Here is a 19,583-nt window from a genome sequence, read left to right as displayed (position 1 = left end):
AGCGCGGAGCCATCATGCGTGCTGTTTGCGCCGGACAGGTTGCCGTTCAGCAGATAGACGCCGTTGAAGTCGGTCGCGCTGGCGATACGCGTGATTTCCGAAGCCATGGCCTGGTACTCGGAGTCGATGATCAGGCGCTGGTCGGAGTTGTAGGTGCCGGTGGAGGCCTGCGTTGCAAGTTCCTTCATGCGGATGAGCTTTTCGTCGATGACCTGCAATCCGCCGTCAGCCGTCTGGATGAGGCTGATGGCGTCGTTGGCGTTGCGCACGCCCTGGTTGAGGGACGAGATGTCGGCGCGCATGAGTTCGCGAGCCGCCAAGCCGGCCGCGTCATCAGCGGCGGTGCCCACGCGCAGTCCCGAGGACAAGCGGCGGGTTGATACGGACAGGTTGGAGTACGAAGTGCTCAGGTTGCGGGCCGCGTTCGTCGCCATCAAGTTGTGGTTGATCGTCAAAGACATTGCAAATTCCTCCTTGAATTAGGGCTTCCATGCCATGACTGCATCCATGCAGCACATGTTGAAACTCTTATCGGAGGCTCGCGGAAATTGTTTAGGGCGTGCAAAACACTTTTACAAACGTAATCCTGAATCAGGGCGAGCTGCGCGGCGTTTCAGTCAGCTCTTCCAGAAGCCTGCGCGCCTCTTCAGGCGTCAGGCCGCGTTGGCGGGCAAATGTGGGCAGGTTGTCTTCCGCATCAGAAGCTCGCACATACAATGGCACGACGGGCTCGACCGTGTAGGGCGCTTCCAGGGCTGTGGACAGAAGAGCCTCGGCTGAGGGGTGGTCCAGAACGGACGGCAGTATCTCGCATTCCTGTGCATCAAGAAGTTCCAGCAGCTGTGGGATGCGCCGCAATGCGCTGCCCATGCAGAGGCTGGGTGGGTGCAGGGCTGCGATAAGCTCAGCCGCCTGCTCGGGTCGCAAGACGGCAAGATCCGACAGTGATTCGCAGGATGGCAGGGCAAAAGTTTGGGCATAGACCAGCCCTTTGCGGGCGTATGTCAGCACGGTCAGAGTGCCCTGGCGCAACGGAGCGGCCGAGCGGGCAAGCAGCGGCAGATAATCCAGGCCGGCCAAGGGAACGCCGCAGCCAGCCTGAAATCCCAAGGCCGTGGAGAGCGCGATGCGAATGCCCGTGAAGCTGCCCGGTCCGCGCACGCAGGCCATGCCCGCCAGGTCGGTTGGAGCCAGCTCCAAGAGCTTGAGCGCTTGCTCCACGGCAGGTCCAAGAACGCCCATGGTTCTACTCGGAACGATCCACTCCTGGTGGAGCAACAGCCGCTCGCTGCTGCCGAGCACGATTTGCAGCCGTTCCTCGCAGGTATTGAGGACCAGGACAGGCCGGGTGTCGAGGCCCTGCTTATTAGGATGCATCTCTGAAGATGCGCGTGACATCGTTGTAGATGGCCAGGAACATGAGTCCCAGCAGTAGAGCCAGGCCGATGCGTATGGTAATGGCCTGCCAACGCTCGCTCAGGGGCTTGCCGGTTATCGTCTCGATAGCGAAGAACAGGATATGTCCGCCGTCGAGCACGGGGATGGGCAAAAGGTTCAGGAAACCCAAGTTGATGCTGATGAGCGCGGCCAGGGCCAGCACATTGACCAGGCCTTGCTCGGCCTGTTGGCTGACCATCTGAGCAATCATAATGGGGCCGCCGATGGTTTCCACCGGTATGACGCGCTCGATCATCTTGATGACGCCTTCCACCGTAAGCACGAGAACGTTCCAGGTCTGCTCCACGGCAGCCGTGAAGGCTGAGCCGCCGCCAAGGGGCACGGCCCTGGTCTTGCCCGAGGCGGCCACGCCGATCATGGGCACGCGTGATTCCTCGCCAAAGATGTTCGTGCGCGTCAGCAGGCGCGGAGTGAGCGTCACGGTCTGGTTCTGGCCGTCGCGCTCGAGAGTCAGGCTCAGCTCACGGCCTTCGGCTTGGGATACGACCTGTAAAAGGTCTTCCCAGTTGTCGATGGCCTGGCCGCCCATGGAGCGGATCAGGTCGCCCTCGCGCAGGCCGGCCTCCATGGCCGGGCTGTCCGCCAGAATGCGGCCTACTTCCGGTACGAGTATGAGCTGGCCTTGGGACCAGAAGATGCCCCAGTATATGAGGATGGCCAGGAAGAAATTGAAGAAGGGACCGGCGGCCACGATGATCATGCGCTGCCAAGCGGGGCGTGCTGTGAAGCTTTCCTTGCGGCTGAAGCCTTCGGGCAGTTCCTGGCCGGGCTGCTCGCCGACCATGTGCACGTAGCCGCCCAGAGGTATGGCCGACACCTTGTAGTCGGTGTGGTTGCGTCGTACGCCGAACAGCCTGGGCCCGAAGCCCAAGGAGAAGGTGGTCACGCCCACGCCGAACAGCCGGGCCACGATGAAGTGGCCAAGCTCATGGAAGAAAATAAGACCGCCGAGGACAACCGCCACGGCAATGATGCTTTGAATCATGATCTATCCTTGCTCGGTTCTCTCGCCCCAGTGAGCCAGGGTGCGCGCGCGCACCTCATGATCCAGGGCCAGGATGGATTCCAAATCGTCCACGGTCACGGAGGTATGGGCCGACAATTCGGCCTCGATGCAGGCCGGAATGTCCAGATAGCTGATACGCCCGCGCAGAAAAAGATCCACGGCCACTTCGTTGGCGGCGTTGAGCACCACGGGATGGCTCGGGCCGGCGGCAAAGGCTTCCTGGGCCAAGCGCAGGCATGGGAAGGCCTGGGTGTCCGGGGCTTCGAAAGTGAGCTGCCCCAAGGCGATGAGATCCAGGGGCGCAAGGCCGGTGCCCAGACGCTCGGGGAAGCCCAGGCAATAGGCTATGGCCACGCGCATGTCCGGCGGGCCCATGTGGGCAAGCAGAGATCCATCCACGAACTCGGCGAGGGAGTGTACGATGGACTGCGGGTGCACGATCACGCGCACGTCCTGCGGGGCCATGCCGAACAGGTGGCAGGCTTCTATGAACTCCAGGCCCTTGTTCATGAGCGTGGACGAGTCGATGGTAATCTTGGCGCCCATGCTCCAGTTGGGATGGTTCAGGGCTTGCGCCCGTGTCACGCTGCGCAGCCGCTCCTTGTCCCAGCCGCGGAACGGGCCTCCCGATGCGGTCAGGATGAGCGAACGCACGGGCTTCAGGCCGTCGGCGTGCACAGCCTGGAACAGGGCGTTGTGCTCGGAGTCCACGGGCAGGATCACGGCTCCGCTCTCGCGGCAGGCTTGGCGGATGATCCCGCCGGCAAGCACCAGGGACTCCTTGTTGGCCAGGGCCACGATCTTGCCGGCGCGCACGGCTGCCAAGGTCGGCGCCAAGCCGGCCGCGCCCACGATGCAGGAGAGCACCACATCGGCCCAATCCAGTGCCGCGATCGACGTGTAGGCGGATTCTCCTACCAATACTGTCGGAGCGTAGCCGCTGGGCAGCAGATCAATGAGTTCGGCCGCGGTGTCGTCGTCGAGAACCCCAAGCCAAGCCGGCCTGAAAGCTGCGGCTTGCTCGGCCAGGAGCTTGGCGTTGCGGCCTCCGGCCAGAGCCAGCACCTGAAACTTGTCGGGGTGGGCGGCGCAGATTTTCAAGGCGCTTACGCCAATCGAGCCCGTACTGCCAAGAATGGCCAAGCGACGGGGGAATGGCGCCGCAGTGGCGGGCAGACGGGAGATATACTCCCGACTGGCTTGGCCAAGCCTGACGGTTTGTGGGGAATGAGAAAGATTGCTGTACTGTTGCATGCGCTTTTGGGGACCGTTAGGCGCTCTGGCCTTGTGGGCGGTTGGCTGCTGCTCAGGAGAAGAATGGCATCAGGGCGCGGCAGGCGGCATAGATCGGGACAACCAGCAGCAGCGAATCAATGCGGTCGAGCAGGCCGCCATGGCCGGGAAGCAGAGTACCTGAATCCTTGACCGAGAGCCAGCGTTTGAGCGCGGATTCGAAGAAGTCGCCAAACTGGGCCGCGAGATTGAGGAGTGCGGCCAGGACAAGCCAACTCCACCAAGGCGCATTGCCCCAGATCAGGCCCAAGGTCAGTACCGAGAGCATGCAGGTCAGCAAGCCGCCGAGACCGCCTTCCCAAGTTTTCTTGGGACTGATGCTTGGCCAAAGCTTGCGCCGACCAAAATAGGTTCCCGCATAGTATGCGCCGGTATCCGAGAGGAAGGCCGCCACGAGCACAAGGAAGATTTCCGCCGGCTGGAAAAAAAGGAAAAAGTGCAAGGACAGCGGAAGGTAGAGCAATCCCCCCACGAGCACCGTGGCATTCAGGTAATTGGCCTTGCCGGGCGCGCGGCTGTAACTGAACAAAAACAGGAGCCCTCCAAGCCAGAAGGCTGCCAGCAGCAGGGCAATGATCAACTGCGGGTCCTGACGCCTGGCGGCCACTAGCAGTGCCGTGCACAGGGCGAGGCCCAGGAGCTTCTTGCCCAGTCCTTCGCGGGACCAGAAAAGGCTGTAGAATTCCCACAGCCCAAGGTAACAGACAAGCAAAAGTCCGCCGAATATCCAGTTGCCCCCGGCGAAGATGGTCCACAGCAGCGCGGGGAGCAGGGCGAACGCGGTGATCAGGCGTTTAGTGTGAGAGCTGAGGGCCATGATGATCCGGATGGGGTGAAAGATTGGCGCAATGAAAACGCCTCTGGTGGATAAACGAAACCGGCAAATCCGGCAAGGGCGCGATCGGGTCTTGGACTTCTGCTACGCGCGATCAACAGTTTTCCCGCAGGAAACTAAACCGTGGGCGTTTCACAACCCGCAGTGGAGCCAGGTCCGGCCAGAGGCTTGAAACATTTCTTGCTCGCTCCGCATATCGGGCAGCGCCAATCCTCGGGCAGATCCTCGAAACGTGTGCCCTTGGGAATCTTGCCTTTGCGGTCGCCCCGATCCGGATCGTAGACATAGCCGCAATTGACGGTCTGACAGCGCCACATATCTTCTGGCTGGGACATTGTTCACCTCGTTAATGGCCTATTCCGCGCCAGCAGGGCGGAAGAAATCAAACACCACTATTCGAATGTCGTCGGCCTTTGTCAACTTCTTCGGTGTCTGACTCAGGTTTGATGCTCCTTGGTCTATGGCCCGAGGCAAGATTATGCGCTTGGCGCGTGGTTTCGGGCAGGCGGTACTTGGGCGCAAGGGCCATGGCCAATTCAAGGCTGCCATACAGGTCCAGGCGATGTCCGGGCGAGACGAAAACAGGCTTGACGCTCGTACGCGTGCGCAGAACCCAGCCCACTTGCCGCGAGCGGTACACGAGCGGCGAACGGCTGCCGCGTTCGCTGCCCGGCTCGGCGTAACGGCCCACGAGGCGGGATTTGGCCACACCCAGGCTCGGCAGCCCCGTGAGCACCCCCAGGTGGCTGGCGATGCCGAATCCGCGTGGATGGGCGATGCCCTGGCCGTCGCAGACCAGCAGACCGGGCAATGCATTGAGCTTGCCTAGAGCTTCCAGCACGGGCGGTATCTCCCGAAAGGAGAGAAAGCCGGGCACATAGGGAAAAGCCGCAGGCTGTATGGCCAGGGCGCTCTCCACGAGCGTCAGTGCAGGGAAGTCCAGCACGGCTACGGCCGCGCGCACCAAACCGTCTTGCAGCAGGCCCACGTCGATGCCGGCGACAAGTCTCGGGAGATCCGCGAGCGGCTCCAGACGCACCAGACCCCGCATGCGCTCCTGCACGGTGCGGGCGTCCTCGATGGTCGTGGGCCAAGGCTCGGGCAGGCTCAATGCGTTGCGCGCAAGCTCACTCATGCCATCAACATACGCCATGAGAGGGCTGCCTGCCTAGGAAGTTGGACTGTAATTTGCCAGCGTGCAGCCCTCCACATCCCAACCCGCCTGCGTCGCGCTGGCCATGTACACGCTCTCCAGGAAATCGAGCACGGCCTGCCGTGGATTGGGCTCGGCTCGTGCGTCGTCGTGCATGAGCAGGGCCATGCCCTTGTCCGGCAGCCAGTATGCCTTGTCCGGCTTGAGCGGCTGATCAAACAGGCCCTTGGGCGCGGGCGCGGCGTATCCATAGAAAGCCGGGGCGCGCACCTCCTTGTCGCCCGGCCACCAGCCGCAGCTGATGACTTCATGCGAGTAGGCTTCCCGCTCAACAATGTTCGCTCCAGGGCGGGGCGGGGCCACGCGGCCCGAGAAGCGGGTCACGGCCAGGTCCATGTGGTGCCAGAAGTAGTGCGGGGGAGTGGATTTGCCGATAAAGCGGGCACGATATTCCAGAAAAACATTATCCACGGCCGTGAGCGTTTCCAGAAAAAGGCGCACATGTTCCGGCGAGTATGAGGCATGGTCCGTATCGCGGTCGAATGGCGTGGTGCTGATGGCAGGTACGTCGAAGGGTTTATTGAGGAAAGGCACATCTCTTATGCCGAGTTCGGTCAGACGTGCGAATACCGATGCGTGAAAAGCGGCGACGGAAAGGCCGTCGTGCAGTTCCACGCTCATGGTGCCGGCTGCGCCTGCGTCTATGGTCAGGGTGTGGCTGAGAAAATTGAATTCCAGCTCCAGCTTGCCCGCACCGAGCGGGATCGGGTGAGTGCTCAGCCCGCGAGGCGTGACGTAGAAGGGTGCGTGCCACCAGTGATTGAGTTTGGGGTGCAGCCCAAGCCGAAATTTGCCAACGATCTGTAGCCACAGATGTAACGTATCGTAGGTCGGTTCCCATCCTTTCAGAGGTAGAGCCGGCAGGACATAGGACGTGGATGCGATTGGCATGACAACCTCCTTATGGCGAGAGCTGGCCAAGCTTATAGCATGATTCGGGGCGTGCCACAGCTTCTCGCGCCAAATGGAGGAATCTTTGAAAGGTGCGAATAAAAAAGCCCCCGGTCGTTCGGCGACCGGGGGCTGTCAAAATTCTGTCTATTCAGGCGCTTAGCCGTAAAGCATGGTCTTACGCTTGCGGCCGCTGCGACCGAGAACGAAGCCCACGAGCCATGAGAAGACCACAATGCCGGCACCCGCCATGAACCAGCGCAGGGTGGCGTCGGAACGCAGTTCCTTGTTCATGGCTTTGAGCTGCTCGGCTTCGGAAGTCATGGTCTCCAGCTTGGTGTGCGTCTCTTCGTAGTTCTTTTTCAGGTCCAGCACGCCGGCGGCGTCGGAACGGAGGCTGGCATACTCCTGCTGAATACGGGACAGCTCGCTGGTGGTCTGCTCCAAAGCGGCCTTGAGTTCCTTGTTCTCGCTGCCCAGCTTGCCCGATTGGTCCGAGGCTTGGCTCGTCTTCTGCTCAAGCTGTTCGGTGCGCTTCTGGAGGGTCTTGATGACGATCTCCTTGGGCAGCTCCGTGGTAATGAAACGCGTCTGCACGTAGCCTTCGGTTTCATTCCACTTGACCAAGGCCCATTCGCCGTCGTTCTGGACGACGTCCAATCTGGAGCCCGTGGGCACCATGCGCAGGATCTTGTGCTGCAGGGTCGGGCCCGAGCGCAGGGTTATCTCGAATTTGTCCGAGACATAGTAGGAGCCCTGGGATTGGGCATGAGCGGCCGTGGCCAAGATCAAGGCCGTGGCTAGAATAAGAATACGAAGATTGTGGCGCATCGTGTGCTCTCAAAGCTTACGTGGTTTTCATGGCCGGAAGCGGTGTCCGGAAATGCCTGGGCCGCGCTTTACGGGCGCGGCCTCTGGTCTCAGGTGCTTAGCCGGCGAGGGCTTAGTACCCTGATATCTGCGCGGGGGGAACCGTCGCGCTTGCCTGCTGACTGGTGGAGCCCGTGAAGGCGATGCCCGTCAGTGCGAAAAGGAGAAGAAAAATAAAAAAAAGCATGAACCTTTCCATGAAAGTACGTCCCCTTTCCTACCTATGCTGGAAGAACCCCGAGATTCGGCTCGCTGGTAGCATACAGCATGCCAGTTCTGCCATTTCCTGTATGGGTGCCTTCTTGAATAGGCGCGGACCGCGATACTGCGCAAAATGCGCACAATCAAGCCGGTTTTTTGCGCGGGCGCAAGGCGGAGCCGGAGACAAATCGGCCGCACTGTCTGCTGTTGTTTACAGCAGAGTCATTTTTATTGGATTAATGAATAGATTCATGGACGTGCGGCCGGAACTCGAAACGTTCATCGGGCTCCGGCCGCACAGTTCTGATTACAGGATGCGGTAATGCACCGTGGGGGCTTCGATGAAGTCTTGGGCGTCTATTCGGCGCACGGCTTCGTGCACGTCGCAGGTGCGCGCGGCGTGGGTCAGGAAGACGATCGGCACGCCGCGACCGGAGGGCGCTCCCTTCTGCACGGCCTGGGCAATGGAAATGTTCAGCTCGCCCATGACTCCTGCGATGGCGGCCATGACACCAGGCCGGTCGGCCACGGTGAAGCGGAAGTAGTGCTCGGCTACGGCCAAGTCCGGGTTTAGGATGTCGGCATCGGGCAGCGCTATTTCGGTGAATCCGGTATTGTCCGGTTTGCCGCAGCACTTGACCAGCGACAGGATGTCGGCCAGCACCGCGCTGCCCGTGGGCAGGCCTCCGGCGCCCTGGCCGGAGAACATGAGGGGCCCTGCCGCGTTGGCCTCCACGCGCACCGCATTGTAGTTGCCGCCCACGCGGGCCAGCAGGTAGGTATACTTGACCAGGGCCGGAAAAACCCCGGCTTCGATCTTGCCGTCCACCTCGCGCGCCTGGCCGATGAGCTTGAGGCGGTAGCCGAACTCGTAAACCAGGCGGATGTCCTCGCTGGTGACCCCGGAGATGCCGGTCACCGGCAACTGCTCGAACGGGTAGTGCGCGCCGTAGGCCAGGCGGATGAGCATGATGAGCTTGTGCGCGGCGTCGATGCCCTCGATATCCAGGGTCGGGTCGGCCTCGGCATAGCCCAGCAGCTTGGCCTGCTCCAAGGCTGTCTCGAACTCCAGATTGCTCGTGGTCATTTCCGAGAGCACGTAGTTGGCCGTGCCGTTCAGGATGCCCACGATCTTCTCGATGCGATTGGCGGCCAGCGACTCCTTGAGCGTCTGCACGATGGGGATTCCACCGGCCACGCTCGCCTCGTAGTAGAGGCCGAGACCCTTTTCGCCCGCCAGCTGGAAGAGCGGCCGGCCACGCTCGGCCAACAACGCTTTGTTTGCCGTGACTACGTGTTTGCCGGCATTCAGGGATGCCTCGATGATGTCGTAAGCCGTGGTGGTGCCGCCCATGAGCTCGACCACGATGTCGATCTCCGGGTCGGCCCACAGCCGGGAGGGGTCGGATGTGAACGACGTCTCTTGTCCGGGGTCGAAGGCGCGGGCCTTTGTCAGGTTGCGCACTAGCACGGTCTTGATGTGCAGGCGCTTGCCCGTGCGGCGACGGATTAGCTCGCCGTTCTCGGCGATGACCTTGGCCACTCCCGAGCCGACTGTGCCGAAGCCGGCCAGTCCCAGACGGATGACGTCGTTCACGCTTGTCCCCTATCCGCCGAGCACGTGTTTTATGCCGCGCACGGCCTGATTGATGCGGTGGCGATTCTCCACCAGGGCGAAGCGTACGTGGTCGTCGCCATAATGACCGAAGCCAAGACCGGGCGACACGGCCACCTTGCCCTCGCGCAGCAGGAGCTTGGAGAACTCCACGGAGCCAAGCTTCTTGAACTCGTCCGGGATCTCGGCCCACACGAACATGGTCGCCTTGGGCTTGGGCACATTCCAGCCGATGCGGGTCAGGGCTTCGCACAGGGCGTCACGACGGTCCTGGTGCACGTCCATGATTTCCCTGACGCACTCCTGGGGGCCGTTGAGGGCGTGACAGGCCGCGATCTGTATGGGTTGGAATATGCCGTAGTCCAGATAGCTCTTGATGCGTGTCAGCGCCTGGACCATCTCCCGGTTGCCGCAGCAGAAGCCCACACGCCAGCCGGCCATGGAATAGGATTTGGTGAGGGAGAAAAACTCCACGCCCACGTCCTTGGCGCCCTCGGCCTGCAGGAAGCTCGGAGCCTGATAGCCGTCATAGGTGAAGTCGGCGTAGGCGAAGTCGTGGATGACCAGGAGCTTGTTGTCCTTGGCGAAGTCCACGATGCGCTGGAAGAAAGCTATGTCCACGCACTCGGTGGTCGGGTTGTGCGGGTAGTTGATAATCAGCAGCTTGGGCTGGGGCCAGGTCTGGCGCATGGCCACCTGGAGATCGTCGATGAAGTTGCGGCCCTTGCCGATGGGGATGCGTCGAACGTCGGCGCCGGCGATGATCGAGGCGTATGGATGAATGGGGTAGGCCGGGTCGGGCGCAAAGACCACGTCACCCGGCGAGAGCATGACCAGGGCCAGGTGCGACAAGCCTTCCTTGGCGCCCATGGTCACCACCACTTCCTGGTCCATGTCCAGGTCCACGTCGAAGCGGCGACGATACCAGTCTGCGATAGCTCGCCTCAGCCCCTTGATGCCCTTGGATGCGCTGTAGCGATGGTTGCAGCCCTTCTGCGATGCCTCCAGCAGCTTATCCACAATGTGCTGTGGTGTGGGCATATCCGGATTGCCCATGCCGAGATCGATGATGTCCTCGCCTTCGCGGCGCATCTTCATCTTGAGCTCGGTGACTTGGGCAAAGACATAGGGTGGAAGGCGATGGACCCTGGGGAACTGATGCATAGCAGGGGGCTCCTTGAAACCCCAACGGCCGGACTGGCCGTGGCGGATGAGGGATAAACGAAGAAGAAAAGCTAAAGGAAAGCACATGCCTGGTCAAGATGCATCCTATAATGGAGCCGCAAAACTCCTTGGCAGCATCGTGGCCTGGCGTCGGATTGCAGTATTAAACCAGCAAGGCCCGTGCCTTAGCGTACAACAAGCACGGGGCAGGGCGCGATGTGCAGCACGCAGTGGGTCACGCTGCCCATGACGAGCCCTTCCAGGTCGGTCTTGCCCTTGGAGCCTATTACGATCAGGTCGGCCCGTTCGGCCTTGGCCACGTCGGCGATGGCCTCTCCGGGCGCGCCTTCCACTGCCATGTCCCGGAAGCGCAGGCCCAGGCCTGAAAGATAGTCGCGGACGGGTGAGAGGATTTCCTCGGCTTCCGCATCGCGATACTCCACGGCCTGCTGAAAGTTGGGCTCGCCGAGAAATGCCGGCACGGGCGGCTGGCAGTTCAGGACAACGATTTCCGCATCCATGCCGCCGGCCAGGTCCGCGGCGTATTCGACCGCGTGCCTGGAGTGCTCGGAGCCGTCTACGGGCAGGATAATGAGGCGAAGGTTCATGTATTACTCCCGGTATGCGCTTCGCATAGGCCTGTAGCACGCCATGCGCGGCCAAGGCAACGCACGCCCGCGTGAACCGGCCGCAGGCCGATCAGGGCAGCTTTGCGCAAGACCTTCGCTTGCCGCGCGTGTGCAATTTTTCTATAGGCTAGTGTAATCGAGGGCTTTTAATTTCACACTCCGCCACACAGGAGGGATTCATGCTCGCCATTCTCACCTCTGACTGGTTTCGTCGGATTGCCATGTTGCTCGTGCTGACCATGACCACTTTGTCTTTGGTGCCCAAGGTCGAGGCAGGCTTCGTACCCACGGACAGGTCTTTCGGTCCTTCCCAAGAAATGCAGGAATTGCGCGCCAAGGACATGGCCACGGTCAAGCAGGCCCTTGAGAACAAGCTAGTGACCGAGCGACTCTCGGCCCTGGGCTACTCGGCCGAAGAGATCGATGCCCGACTGGCGCAACTTTCGGATGCCGAAATGCATCAACTGGCCTCCGAGATCGATACCCTGACAGTGGGCGGTGACGGCCTGGGCGTGGTCATCGCCCTGCTAATCATCGTCATCCTCGTGATCGTCATCCTTAAACTTACCGACACGCGCATCACCGTAGGCTGATCGGTGCGCGCAAATCTCGGCGGGCGGTGTGCCGCCCGCCTGCCAATTCTTCTGGTCGCGTTGACTTTGGTCGCCTGTGCCGCCTGTGCCGGCAGAGGCCCGGACTCCCAGATGCTCCCGGCAGGCTTGCTCCCAGCGGAAGAGCAGGTCATCTCCGGCGTGCCTTTCCACAGTCAGGGCGTCGGGGAGTGCGGACCGGCCAGCTTGGCGGGCGTGCTCAACTTCCATGGCGATCCGGCCACTCCCGAAGAGATCGCCGCCGATGTCCTGCGGACGAATCTGCGCGGCTCACTGACCTTGGACCTGGCCTTGTGGCCGAGGAGCAGGGGCTTCACGACACGCTGGTACGCAGGCTCCGTGAGCGATATCCTTGACAAGACAGGCCAGGGCCTGCCCCTGTTGGTCATGCTGGATCAGGGTTTCGGCCCGGTGAGCGCCAATCACTTCGTGGTCCTGCTGGGCCATGCGCCGGACGCGATCATCATCAATGATGGCGCACGCGGGCCGGGAGTGCGCATGGACTGGTCGCGCTTTCTGTCTCAATGGGAGCGCGCGGGGTTCTGGACTTTGTTGGTGGAACCGGCCCAAGCCGAGCAGGGGGATAGGCAATGAGAAGGCTGATTATTATGTTGCTAGTCTTGGGCTGCCTCGGCTTGGCCGCTTGCTCGCTGCCGCGCGTGGCAGTGTTGCGTGACCCGCTCACGGCCCAGGAGCACCTGCAGCTTGGCTTGGCCTACGAGCATGACGGCGAGCTGGAACTGGCCCGCGAGCACTATGAAGACGCTGCCGAGGAAATGCCCGAGGCGCACTTCTATCTGGGCAATATTGCCTTTGGCCAGGAGGCTTGGGGCAAGGCCGAACGCGAGTACAAGCGGGCCATCAAGGGTTTGCCCGAAGATCCCAGACCGCGCAACAACCTGGCTTGGTTGTATTACACTAGAGGGGAGAATCTGGAACGGGCCGAGGAACTGGCGCAACAGGCCGCGAACCTGGCCCCGGAAGCCGAGAAAGGCGAGTACATGGATACCCTGGAGCTGATTCGTCAGGCTCGCAATGCCGAAGGGAAAAGCTGAGCTGAAGGATTGTCAGGCACTGGCGTTTTGTCCTCGCCTCTTACTCCGAGTGAAGTGCTCCAGGGCTGCCTCTCAGTTCCCAATTGCGTCGGGTATGGCGGCACGCGATCTTATCCTTAACGCGGCCGTTCGCCTGCACGGCTTCGCTTGAAACGCGGAAAAGCGTATCGCATCAAAGTCGGCCGCACAGATGCATGGCCCTTTCTGTTTACAGCTTTCTAGAGCAGATTGCTTTTAAGACGCCCGCTCCGGCGTTGACGGCGCAAGTGAATTGCGCCTGCGCCGAAGCTAGCGGCAAGCCATGCCGACGCATGGCTTGCAGAGCATTTTCAAAAGCAAAATGCTCTATGCTTGCGTATTAAATTTTGGGTCATGACTAGCTTGCAACTCCTCTGCTTGGGCTATAAGGCGCAGATCATGAAGCGTGCCGGTAGCGCTGCCCAAAGTACAGCATCACGCCCATGCCGCCCTGAGCCAAGGTGGCTATTCCCAAGACAAGCCGATAGACGTCTCCAGCAGGTCCTCCGCCATGGTGTATCGCGGCGAGGCTGTTCTCGAAACGTAAGTCGCTTGAGGCCGAAGCTGCGCTTGCGCTTTTGTATGCCTCGAATAGGGGGCGAGAACTGCCACTTTCCTGGGCATGAGCATGCTCGCCCTGCATCATGTGGCTGGCGCTAAGGATTAGTCCGGTCAAGGTCTGCAGAGCGAGGAAGAAGACCAGCAGGATGCCTAATTGCCTATGCCATTTGCGCAGGGACGCTCCATGCATTTGATCCTCCATTTCTAGATGTACTTCTTGCCCCCTGGGGGCAAGAAAAGCGGGCAGTATTTGGCAATCACTGGCCAAACTTTCTAGTAAGGGCCGAAAAGCTCTAGCCTTTCCCGCTCATCCGCTTGAGTTCGCGTTCCTTCCATATGCTGTAGAGCACGGGCACCAGGACGAGGGTCAGCAGCACCGCCGAGGCCAGTCCGCCCACCATCGGGGCTGCTATGCGCTTCATAACGTCGGCCCCCGTGCCGGTGCTGACCATGACGGGCATAAGGCCGAAGATGTTGGCCAGGGCCGTCATGAGCATGGGGCGGACCCGCAGCACCGAGCCTTCCATGATGGCCTCGCGCAGGTCGCTCTTGTCCTTCATCCGTCCAGCCTCAACACGCCTCTTCCACGCCTCGTCGAGGTAGGAGAGCATGATGGCCACCGTCTCGGCCGACACACCTGCCAAGGCAATGAGCCCCACCCACACGGCAATCGACATGTTGTAGCCCAGGCCGATGTCCGGCGAGAGGAGGAATATGGCCCCGGTCAGGGCAAAGGGCACCGAGAGCATGATGAGCAGCGTCTCCACGACCGAGCCGAAGGTGAAGTAGTACAGCATGAAGATAATGCCCAAAGTCAACGGCACGAAGACCTTCAAGCGCGCCTTCACCCGTTCCATGAACTCGTACTGGCCGCTCCACTTGATCGTGTATCCGGCGGGCATTTTGATATTGCCCTCCACGGCCGCCTTGGCGTCGGTCACGTAGGAACCGATGTCGCGCCCCGCGACATCGACGAAAACGTAGGCGGCAAGCTGTCCGTCTTCGTCACGGATCATGGCCGGCCCCGGCACGCGGCTGATGGTGGCGACCTGGGCCAGGGGGATTTGCGCGCCGTTCATGGCGCGCACGAGCACCCGCCCAAGGTCGGGCATCTCGGAGCGGAAATCGCGATGATAGCGCACGCTGACCGGGTAGCGCTCCCGGCCCATGATGGTCGTGTCGATGTTCTCGCCGCCGATGGCGTTCTCCACGGCCATCTGCACCTCTGCCACGGACAGCCCGTAACGGGCCGCCTCCTCGCGGTCTACCGCGATATCGAGGTAGTAGCCTCCGAGCACCCTCTCGGCGAAGACGGAGCGCGTCCCCGGCACAGTTACGAGCAGCGCTTCCAGATGGCGGGCAAGCTGATCGATCGCGCGCAGGTCGCGCCCCATGACCTTGATGCCCACCGGGGTGCGGATGCCCGTGGTGAGCATGTCGATGCGCGCCTTGATGGGCATGGTCCAGGCGTTCTGCTGGCCGGGCAGCTTCAGCGCGACATCCAGCTGATCCACCAGCTCATCCCAGGAGAGCTTGCGGTGCTTGCCGAAGAGGAAGTCGGCCGCCGGCCGCAGGAAGCCAGGCAGCCAGGGACGCTCAATGCGCACATCCCGCCACTGCTCTCGGGGCTTGAGCTGCACGATCGTCTCCATCATCGAGAAAGGGGACGGATCGGTGGAGGTTTCGGCCCGGCCCGCTTTCCCGCTGACCAGCGCGACTTCCGGAAAGCTCATGAGGATCTTGTCTTGGAGCTGCAGCAGTCGCTGCGCCTCGGTTTCCGAGATGCCCGGCATGGTGATGGGCATATAGAGGATCGTGCCCTCGTTGAGCGGCGGCATGAACTCCGAGCCCATGCGCAGGTAGAGCGGCACACTTAAGGCAAAGAGCAGCAGGGCGACGGCCACCGTCAGCCAGCGCCACTTGAGGGCGAACCGCACAATCGGTCGGTAGGTGGCGATGAGCCGCCGGTTGATGGGGTGCTTTGCCTCGGGCAGGAGCTTGCCGCGCACGAAGAGGCCCAGCATGGCCGGAATGAGGGTGATGGCCAGGATCGCGGCGATGGCGATGGCGAAGTTTTTGGTGAAGGCGAGCGGCTTGAAGAGCCGACCTTCCTGGGCTTCCAGGGTCAGAATGGGCAGGAAGGAAACGGCCATAACCAGCAGCGAGGCGAAGATGGGCGGGCCGACCTCCTTTGCCGAGGAGATGAGGATCTCATTGCGGTCGTGGGGCTGGCCGGTTGCCTCCGCGTCGGTCAGGCGCTTGACCCCGTTCTCGACCATGACGATGGCCGCGTCGACCATGTCGCCGATGGCCACGATGATGCCGCCCAAGGCCATGATGTTGGTCCCCATGCCTATGAAGTACATGGGGATGAAGGAGATGACGACGGCCAGGGGCAGCGAGATGATGGGCACGAGCGCCGAGCGGAAATGCCATAGAAATACGATGATGAGCAGGCTGATGATGACCAACTCCTCGATCAGGTTCTCGCTGATGGAGCGGATGGCGCGGTTGATGAGGGACGAGCGGTCATACGTGGTGAGGATCTTCACCCCGGGAGGCAGCGTGGGCTCGATCTCGGCCAGCCTCTCCTTGACCCTGGCGATGACCGCCTGGGCATTCTCGCCAAAGCGCATCACCACGATGCCGCCAACGACGTCTCCGGTTCCATTCAGGTCGGCAAAGCCCCGGCGCATGTCAGGGCCCGTGGTGACGGTCGCCACGTCGCGCAGACGGATGGGCACTCCCTGCATCGTGACGCTCACGGGGGCGGCGGCAATGTCCTCGACCGACTGCACATAGCCGCGACCGCGGACCATGAATTCGGTACCCCCCCACTCGATGACGCGCCCACCCGTCTCGCGGTTGGCCGAGCGCACCGCCTCGATTACTTGCGGGATAGAGAGACTATAGGCGGCAAGCTTATTGGGGTCGAGATTGACCTGGTACTGGCGCACGAAGCCGCCGAGCGAAGCCACCTCGGCGACCCCCTCAACGCTCGCCAGTTGATAGCGCAGGTACCAGTCCTGGATGGTGCGCAGCTGCGAAAGGTCGTAGCGCCCTTCATCATCGACGAGAGCATACTGAAAAACCCAACCCACACCCGTGGCATCGGGCCCCAAGGCCGGTTCGATCCCAGCGGGCAGCCGCCCCCGGAGCTGGCTTAAGTATTCCAGAATCCGGCTGCGGGCCCAGTAGATGTCGGTGCCTTCCTCGAAGAGGACATAGACGTAGGAGAAGCCGAAGTCGGACACGCCGCGCACCACCGTGACCCGCGGGGCCGACAGGAGCGCCGTGACGATGGGATAGGTGATCTGGTCTTCTATGAGGTCAGGGCTGCGCCCCATCCAGGTGGTGTAGACGATGACCTGGGTGTCGGAGAGGTCGGGCAGGGCATCCTTGGGCATTGCCCGGAAGGACCACCAGCCAGCGAGCGCGAGCACCCCCACGAAGAGGAAGACGATGAAGCGGTGCCTGGCGCTATATTCGATGATGCGCTCGACCATGGGTGGCTACCGGCCGGAGGGTGTTCGGATTTTTTTCCCCCTGGCACGTCACATGGTGGAAACTCTATGCTATGCGTACGGCAGTATTTTCGCTCAGGCAAGGATTAGGCTTATGAAAGTATCCACCTCGTTCGCAATGGCCCTGCTGGCCGCCTTTATTCTGCTGCCCGCCTGGGGCTGGGCCGGTTCAACTCCAGATTTGCCCGAGCTGATCTCCGAGGCTCTCAGCCGCAACCGCGAGGTGCTGGCCGCCCGGGCGGCGTGGCGGGCGGCCGGAGAACGCCCTTCGCAGGCCGGGGCGCTCCCTGACCCGCAACTAAGTGTCGGTGTAATGAACCTGCCCACAAGCTTCAGGTTCGACGAGGAAGACATGACCATGAAGCAGGTGCAGCTCTCGCAGATGTTTCCCTGGTACGGCAAACGGGATCTACGGGGGGAGGCGGCCAGCCAGGAGGCCGAGGCGGCCCGCCAGCGCTACATCGAGACGGCCAACCGCGTGGTGCGCGAGCTGCGGGAGGTTTATTACGAATTGTTCTTCGTCGCGCAGCAGGCCCGACTGGTCGAGGCCAATCTGGGCGTGCTGAGCCAGTTCGTCGAAGTCGCCAAGGCTGCCTATGTTTCTGGCACAGGCACGCAGGCCGACATGCTGCGCGCCCAGACCCAGCACGCCAGGATGATTGATGAGCGGCTCATGGTCGAACGCGAGCGGGTGATGGTTACTGCACGCCTAATGAGCCTCCTCGACCAGCCGGCCGGTTCGCGGATCGAGCCTCCGGAGAACTTACCTGCTACCGAACCGCCTTCCTGGAGCAGCGACGAATTGCTTGAGTTGGCCCTGGAGCAGCGCCCCATGCTCAAGGAAGCCCAGGCCATGACCCAGGCCCGCCGGCGCGAGATCGAGCTGGCCCGCAAGGAGTATTGGCCCGACGTCGAGGTCATGGTCGCATACGGACAGCGAGGCGAAGTCATGGGCAACAGGCTCGATGACATGCTCACGACCGCCGTGAGCATAAACGTGCCCCTGTGGCGGGACTCGAAGCTCGACCCCATGCTGCGCGAGGCGAAACAGGCCGAGCGGCAGGCTGCCGAGAGCTACCAGTCCGGCGTCAACGAGATCGAGTTCGAGCTGTGGCAGGCCCTGGCCAAGGCCAGACGGGCAAGGGAATCGCTCGCGCTTTATGATACAGGCATCTTGCCCCAGGCCCGCCTGACCGTGGAGAGTTCGCTCTCGGGCTACCGCGTGGGCAAGCTCGATTTCCTGAGCCTGACCGAGGCCCAGATGAACCTCTATGCCTCCGAGGTGGCCAGGGCCCGCGCCCTGACCGACTATTCCCAGGCAGTGGCCGAGATCGACTATATAATCGGCTCACAGCCTCTGGAGATGGCAAAGTGAAGACTTGCCGCATTCTCCTTACGGCTGCGCTGCTCGTCCTGTTGCGCGCGCCGGCGTTTGCCCAGGGGCACGCAGGCCATGGCGGACCGCCAGCCGCCGAACCCCGAGCCGAGACGCAAACTAAGCCTCCGGCGACAGCTCCACCGACCTCTGCCCAGGAGCACGCTGGCCACGGTGAGCCTCCAGCCACCCAACCTCCAGCGGCAGCCCCACCCGAGGCCATCCACATCAGCCCCCAGCGCCAACAGCAGATCGGCGTGCGCTATACGACCGTGGAGCATCGCCGTCTGGTCAAGGAGCTGCGCGCCGTGGCCAGGGTCGTCTACAACGAGCAGGCGCTGGCCACGATTGCGCCCAAGATCGGCGGCTGGATCGAGAGCCTGTACGTCAACACCACGGGCGAATTGGTCAAAAAGGGGCAGCGGCTGCTCGACATCTACAGCCCCGAGCTGCTGGCGACCCAGGAGGAATACCTGGTTGCCTTGCGCGCCAAACGGGAGCTTGTCCGCAGTCCCTACCCGGGCGTGGCCGAGAGCGGCGAGGCCTTGCTTGAGGCGGCCCGACGTCGGCTTGAGCTTTGGGACATAAGCGAAACCCAGATTGAGCGACTTGAGCGCAGCGGCAAGCCGACCAAGACCCTCAGCCTCTATTCGCCCCTGGACGGCTACGTGATCAATAAGGAGGCCCTGGAAGGCATGGAGGTGCGCCCCGGGATGCCCCTCTACCGGATAGCCGACCTGTCGAACGTGTGGGTCGAGGGAGACTTCTACGAATACGAGGTGCCCTTCATCGAGGTCGGGCAGAGGGCCGAGGTGCGCCTGCCCTATCTGCCGGATGAGGTGCTGTCTGGCCGGGTCAGCTACATATATCCCTACCTGAATGTGGAGACACGCACGGTGCGCGTGCGCATGGAGTTTCCCAATCCACAGGTGCGCCTGAAGCCCGGCATGTACGCCAACGTAAATCTCAATATCGATCTGGGCCATCGACTTGCTGTGCTGGCACAAGCCCTGTTGGACACTGGCACGAGGACGGTCGCCTTCGTCGACCGCGGTCAGGGATATCTGGAGACCCGCGAGGTGGCGGCCGGGGCCAAGGCGGGCGACTACTACGTTGTCGAGGACGGCTTGCAAGCCGGCGAGCGTGTCGTCGCCAGCGCCAACTTCCTCATCGCTTCCGAGAGCAAGCTGCGGGAAGCACTGGGTGGAGCCGCCCATGCGGGCCACTAAGGCATTGCTGAATTTGTGGGACGTTGCTCCTGCAG

At 62.0% G+C, this 19,583-nt stretch carries 18 protein-coding genes; 5 read left to right on the top strand and 13 right to left on the bottom strand.

What is annotated here, in order from left to right:
* The 12 genes from H585_RS0104125 to H585_RS0104065 all read right to left on the bottom strand — a co-directional run.
* On the bottom strand, positions 1-461 hold a 461-nt coding region (locus tag H585_RS0104125), incomplete at its 3' end, for a flagellin N-terminal helical domain-containing protein (RefSeq protein ID WP_027366869.1).
* A 130-nt stretch (positions 462-591) separates the two neighbouring features.
* A complete protein-coding gene (gene tsaB / locus H585_RS0104120; protein ID WP_034627081.1) occupies positions 592-1,377 on the bottom strand; it encodes a tRNA (adenosine(37)-N6)-threonylcarbamoyltransferase complex dimerization subunit type 1 TsaB in 786 nt (261 codons plus the stop codon).
* Positions 1,367-2,443 (bottom strand): RIP metalloprotease RseP, encoded by a 1,077-nt coding sequence (gene rseP / locus H585_RS0104115; RefSeq protein WP_027366867.1) that lies wholly within the window; start codon positions 2,441-2,443, stop codon positions 1,367-1,369. The genes tsaB and rseP overlap by 11 nt, the downstream gene beginning before the upstream one ends.
* 3 nt (positions 2,444-2,446) lie before the next feature.
* Positions 2,447-3,718, bottom strand: a complete 1,272-nt coding sequence (gene dxr, locus H585_RS0104110; protein WP_027366866.1) for a 1-deoxy-D-xylulose-5-phosphate reductoisomerase — start codon at positions 3,716-3,718, stop codon at positions 2,447-2,449.
* A gap of 52 nt (positions 3,719-3,770) precedes the next feature.
* A complete protein-coding gene (locus tag H585_RS0104105; RefSeq protein ID WP_027366865.1) occupies positions 3,771-4,574 on the bottom strand; it encodes a phosphatidate cytidylyltransferase in 804 nt (267 codons plus the stop codon).
* Between the two features lie 134 nt (positions 4,575-4,708).
* Positions 4,709-4,927, bottom strand: a complete 219-nt coding sequence (locus H585_RS0104100) for a rubredoxin (protein ID WP_005983064.1) — start codon at positions 4,925-4,927, stop codon at positions 4,709-4,711.
* 47 nt (positions 4,928-4,974) lie between these two features.
* Positions 4,975-5,745, bottom strand: a complete 771-nt coding sequence (gene nfi, locus H585_RS20785; protein WP_027366864.1) for a deoxyribonuclease V — start codon at positions 5,743-5,745, stop codon at positions 4,975-4,977.
* Between the two features lie 15 nt (positions 5,746-5,760).
* On the bottom strand, positions 5,761-6,696 hold the full coding sequence (locus H585_RS0104090) for a DUF5996 family protein (protein WP_027366863.1): 936 nt from the start codon (positions 6,694-6,696) through the stop codon (positions 5,761-5,763).
* 159 nt (positions 6,697-6,855) lie between these two features.
* Positions 6,856-7,527, bottom strand: a complete 672-nt coding sequence (locus H585_RS0104085; protein WP_005983069.1) for a TIGR04211 family SH3 domain-containing protein — start codon at positions 7,525-7,527, stop codon at positions 6,856-6,858.
* A gap of 547 nt (positions 7,528-8,074) precedes the next feature.
* Complete coding sequence (locus H585_RS0104075) at positions 8,075-9,364, bottom strand: homoserine dehydrogenase (RefSeq protein ID WP_027366862.1); 1,290 nt, start codon at positions 9,362-9,364, stop codon at positions 8,075-8,077.
* A 9-nt stretch (positions 9,365-9,373) separates the two neighbouring features.
* Positions 9,374-10,546 carry an aminotransferase class I/II-fold pyridoxal phosphate-dependent enzyme gene (locus H585_RS0104070; protein WP_027366861.1) on the bottom strand — a complete coding sequence of 391 codons (1,173 nt, stop codon included), beginning with the start codon at positions 10,544-10,546 and terminating at the stop codon, positions 9,374-9,376.
* Between the two features lie 185 nt (positions 10,547-10,731).
* A complete protein-coding gene (locus tag H585_RS0104065; RefSeq protein WP_014260673.1) occupies positions 10,732-11,154 on the bottom strand; it encodes a universal stress protein in 423 nt (140 codons plus the stop codon).
* 200 nt (positions 11,155-11,354) lie between these two features.
* Between H585_RS0104065 and H585_RS0104060 the strand changes: the two genes are divergently transcribed.
* The 3 genes from H585_RS0104060 to H585_RS0104050 all read left to right on the top strand — a co-directional run bounded on the left by H585_RS0104060 (position 11,355) and on the right by H585_RS0104050 (position 12,841).
* Complete coding sequence (locus H585_RS0104060; RefSeq protein ID WP_005983079.1) at positions 11,355-11,768, top strand: PA2779 family protein; 414 nt, start codon at positions 11,355-11,357, stop codon at positions 11,766-11,768.
* Between the two features lie 111 nt (positions 11,769-11,879).
* The gene (locus H585_RS0104055) at positions 11,880-12,380 is read left to right on the top strand and encodes a cysteine peptidase family C39 domain-containing protein (RefSeq protein ID WP_027366860.1); all 501 of its coding nucleotides are present in this window, start codon (positions 11,880-11,882) and stop codon (positions 12,378-12,380) included.
* Positions 12,377-12,841, top strand: coding sequence for a tetratricopeptide repeat protein (locus H585_RS0104050; RefSeq protein ID WP_027366859.1), 465 nt, complete (start codon positions 12,377-12,379; stop codon positions 12,839-12,841). Before H585_RS0104055 ends, H585_RS0104050 begins: the two co-directional genes overlap by 4 nt.
* A gap of 872 nt (positions 12,842-13,713) precedes the next feature.
* Here the strand turns inward: H585_RS0104050 and H585_RS0104040 are convergent.
* On the bottom strand, positions 13,714-16,926 hold the full coding sequence (locus H585_RS0104040; protein ID WP_027366857.1) for an efflux RND transporter permease subunit: 3,213 nt from the start codon (positions 16,924-16,926) through the stop codon (positions 13,714-13,716).
* Between the two features lie 112 nt (positions 16,927-17,038).
* Here H585_RS0104040 and H585_RS0104035 point away from each other — a divergent pair, with 112 nt between their 5' ends.
* Both H585_RS0104035 and H585_RS0104030 read left to right on the top strand, forming a co-directional pair.
* The gene (locus H585_RS0104035) at positions 17,039-18,319 is read left to right on the top strand and encodes a TolC family protein (protein WP_027366856.1); all 1,281 of its coding nucleotides are present in this window, start codon (positions 17,039-17,041) and stop codon (positions 18,317-18,319) included.
* The gene (locus H585_RS0104030; RefSeq protein ID WP_027366855.1) at positions 18,316-19,548 is read left to right on the top strand and encodes an efflux RND transporter periplasmic adaptor subunit; all 1,233 of its coding nucleotides are present in this window, start codon (positions 18,316-18,318) and stop codon (positions 19,546-19,548) included. The genes H585_RS0104035 and H585_RS0104030 overlap by 4 nt, the downstream gene beginning before the upstream one ends.
* Positions 19,549-19,583 lie beyond the last annotated feature (35 nt).

This window comes from Desulfocurvibacter africanus subsp. africanus DSM 2603 (assembly GCF_000422545.1).
Lineage (GTDB): Bacteria > Desulfobacterota > Desulfovibrionia > Desulfovibrionales > Desulfovibrionaceae > Desulfocurvibacter > Desulfocurvibacter africanus.
This window is presented reverse-complemented; position numbering and strand designations above follow the sequence as displayed.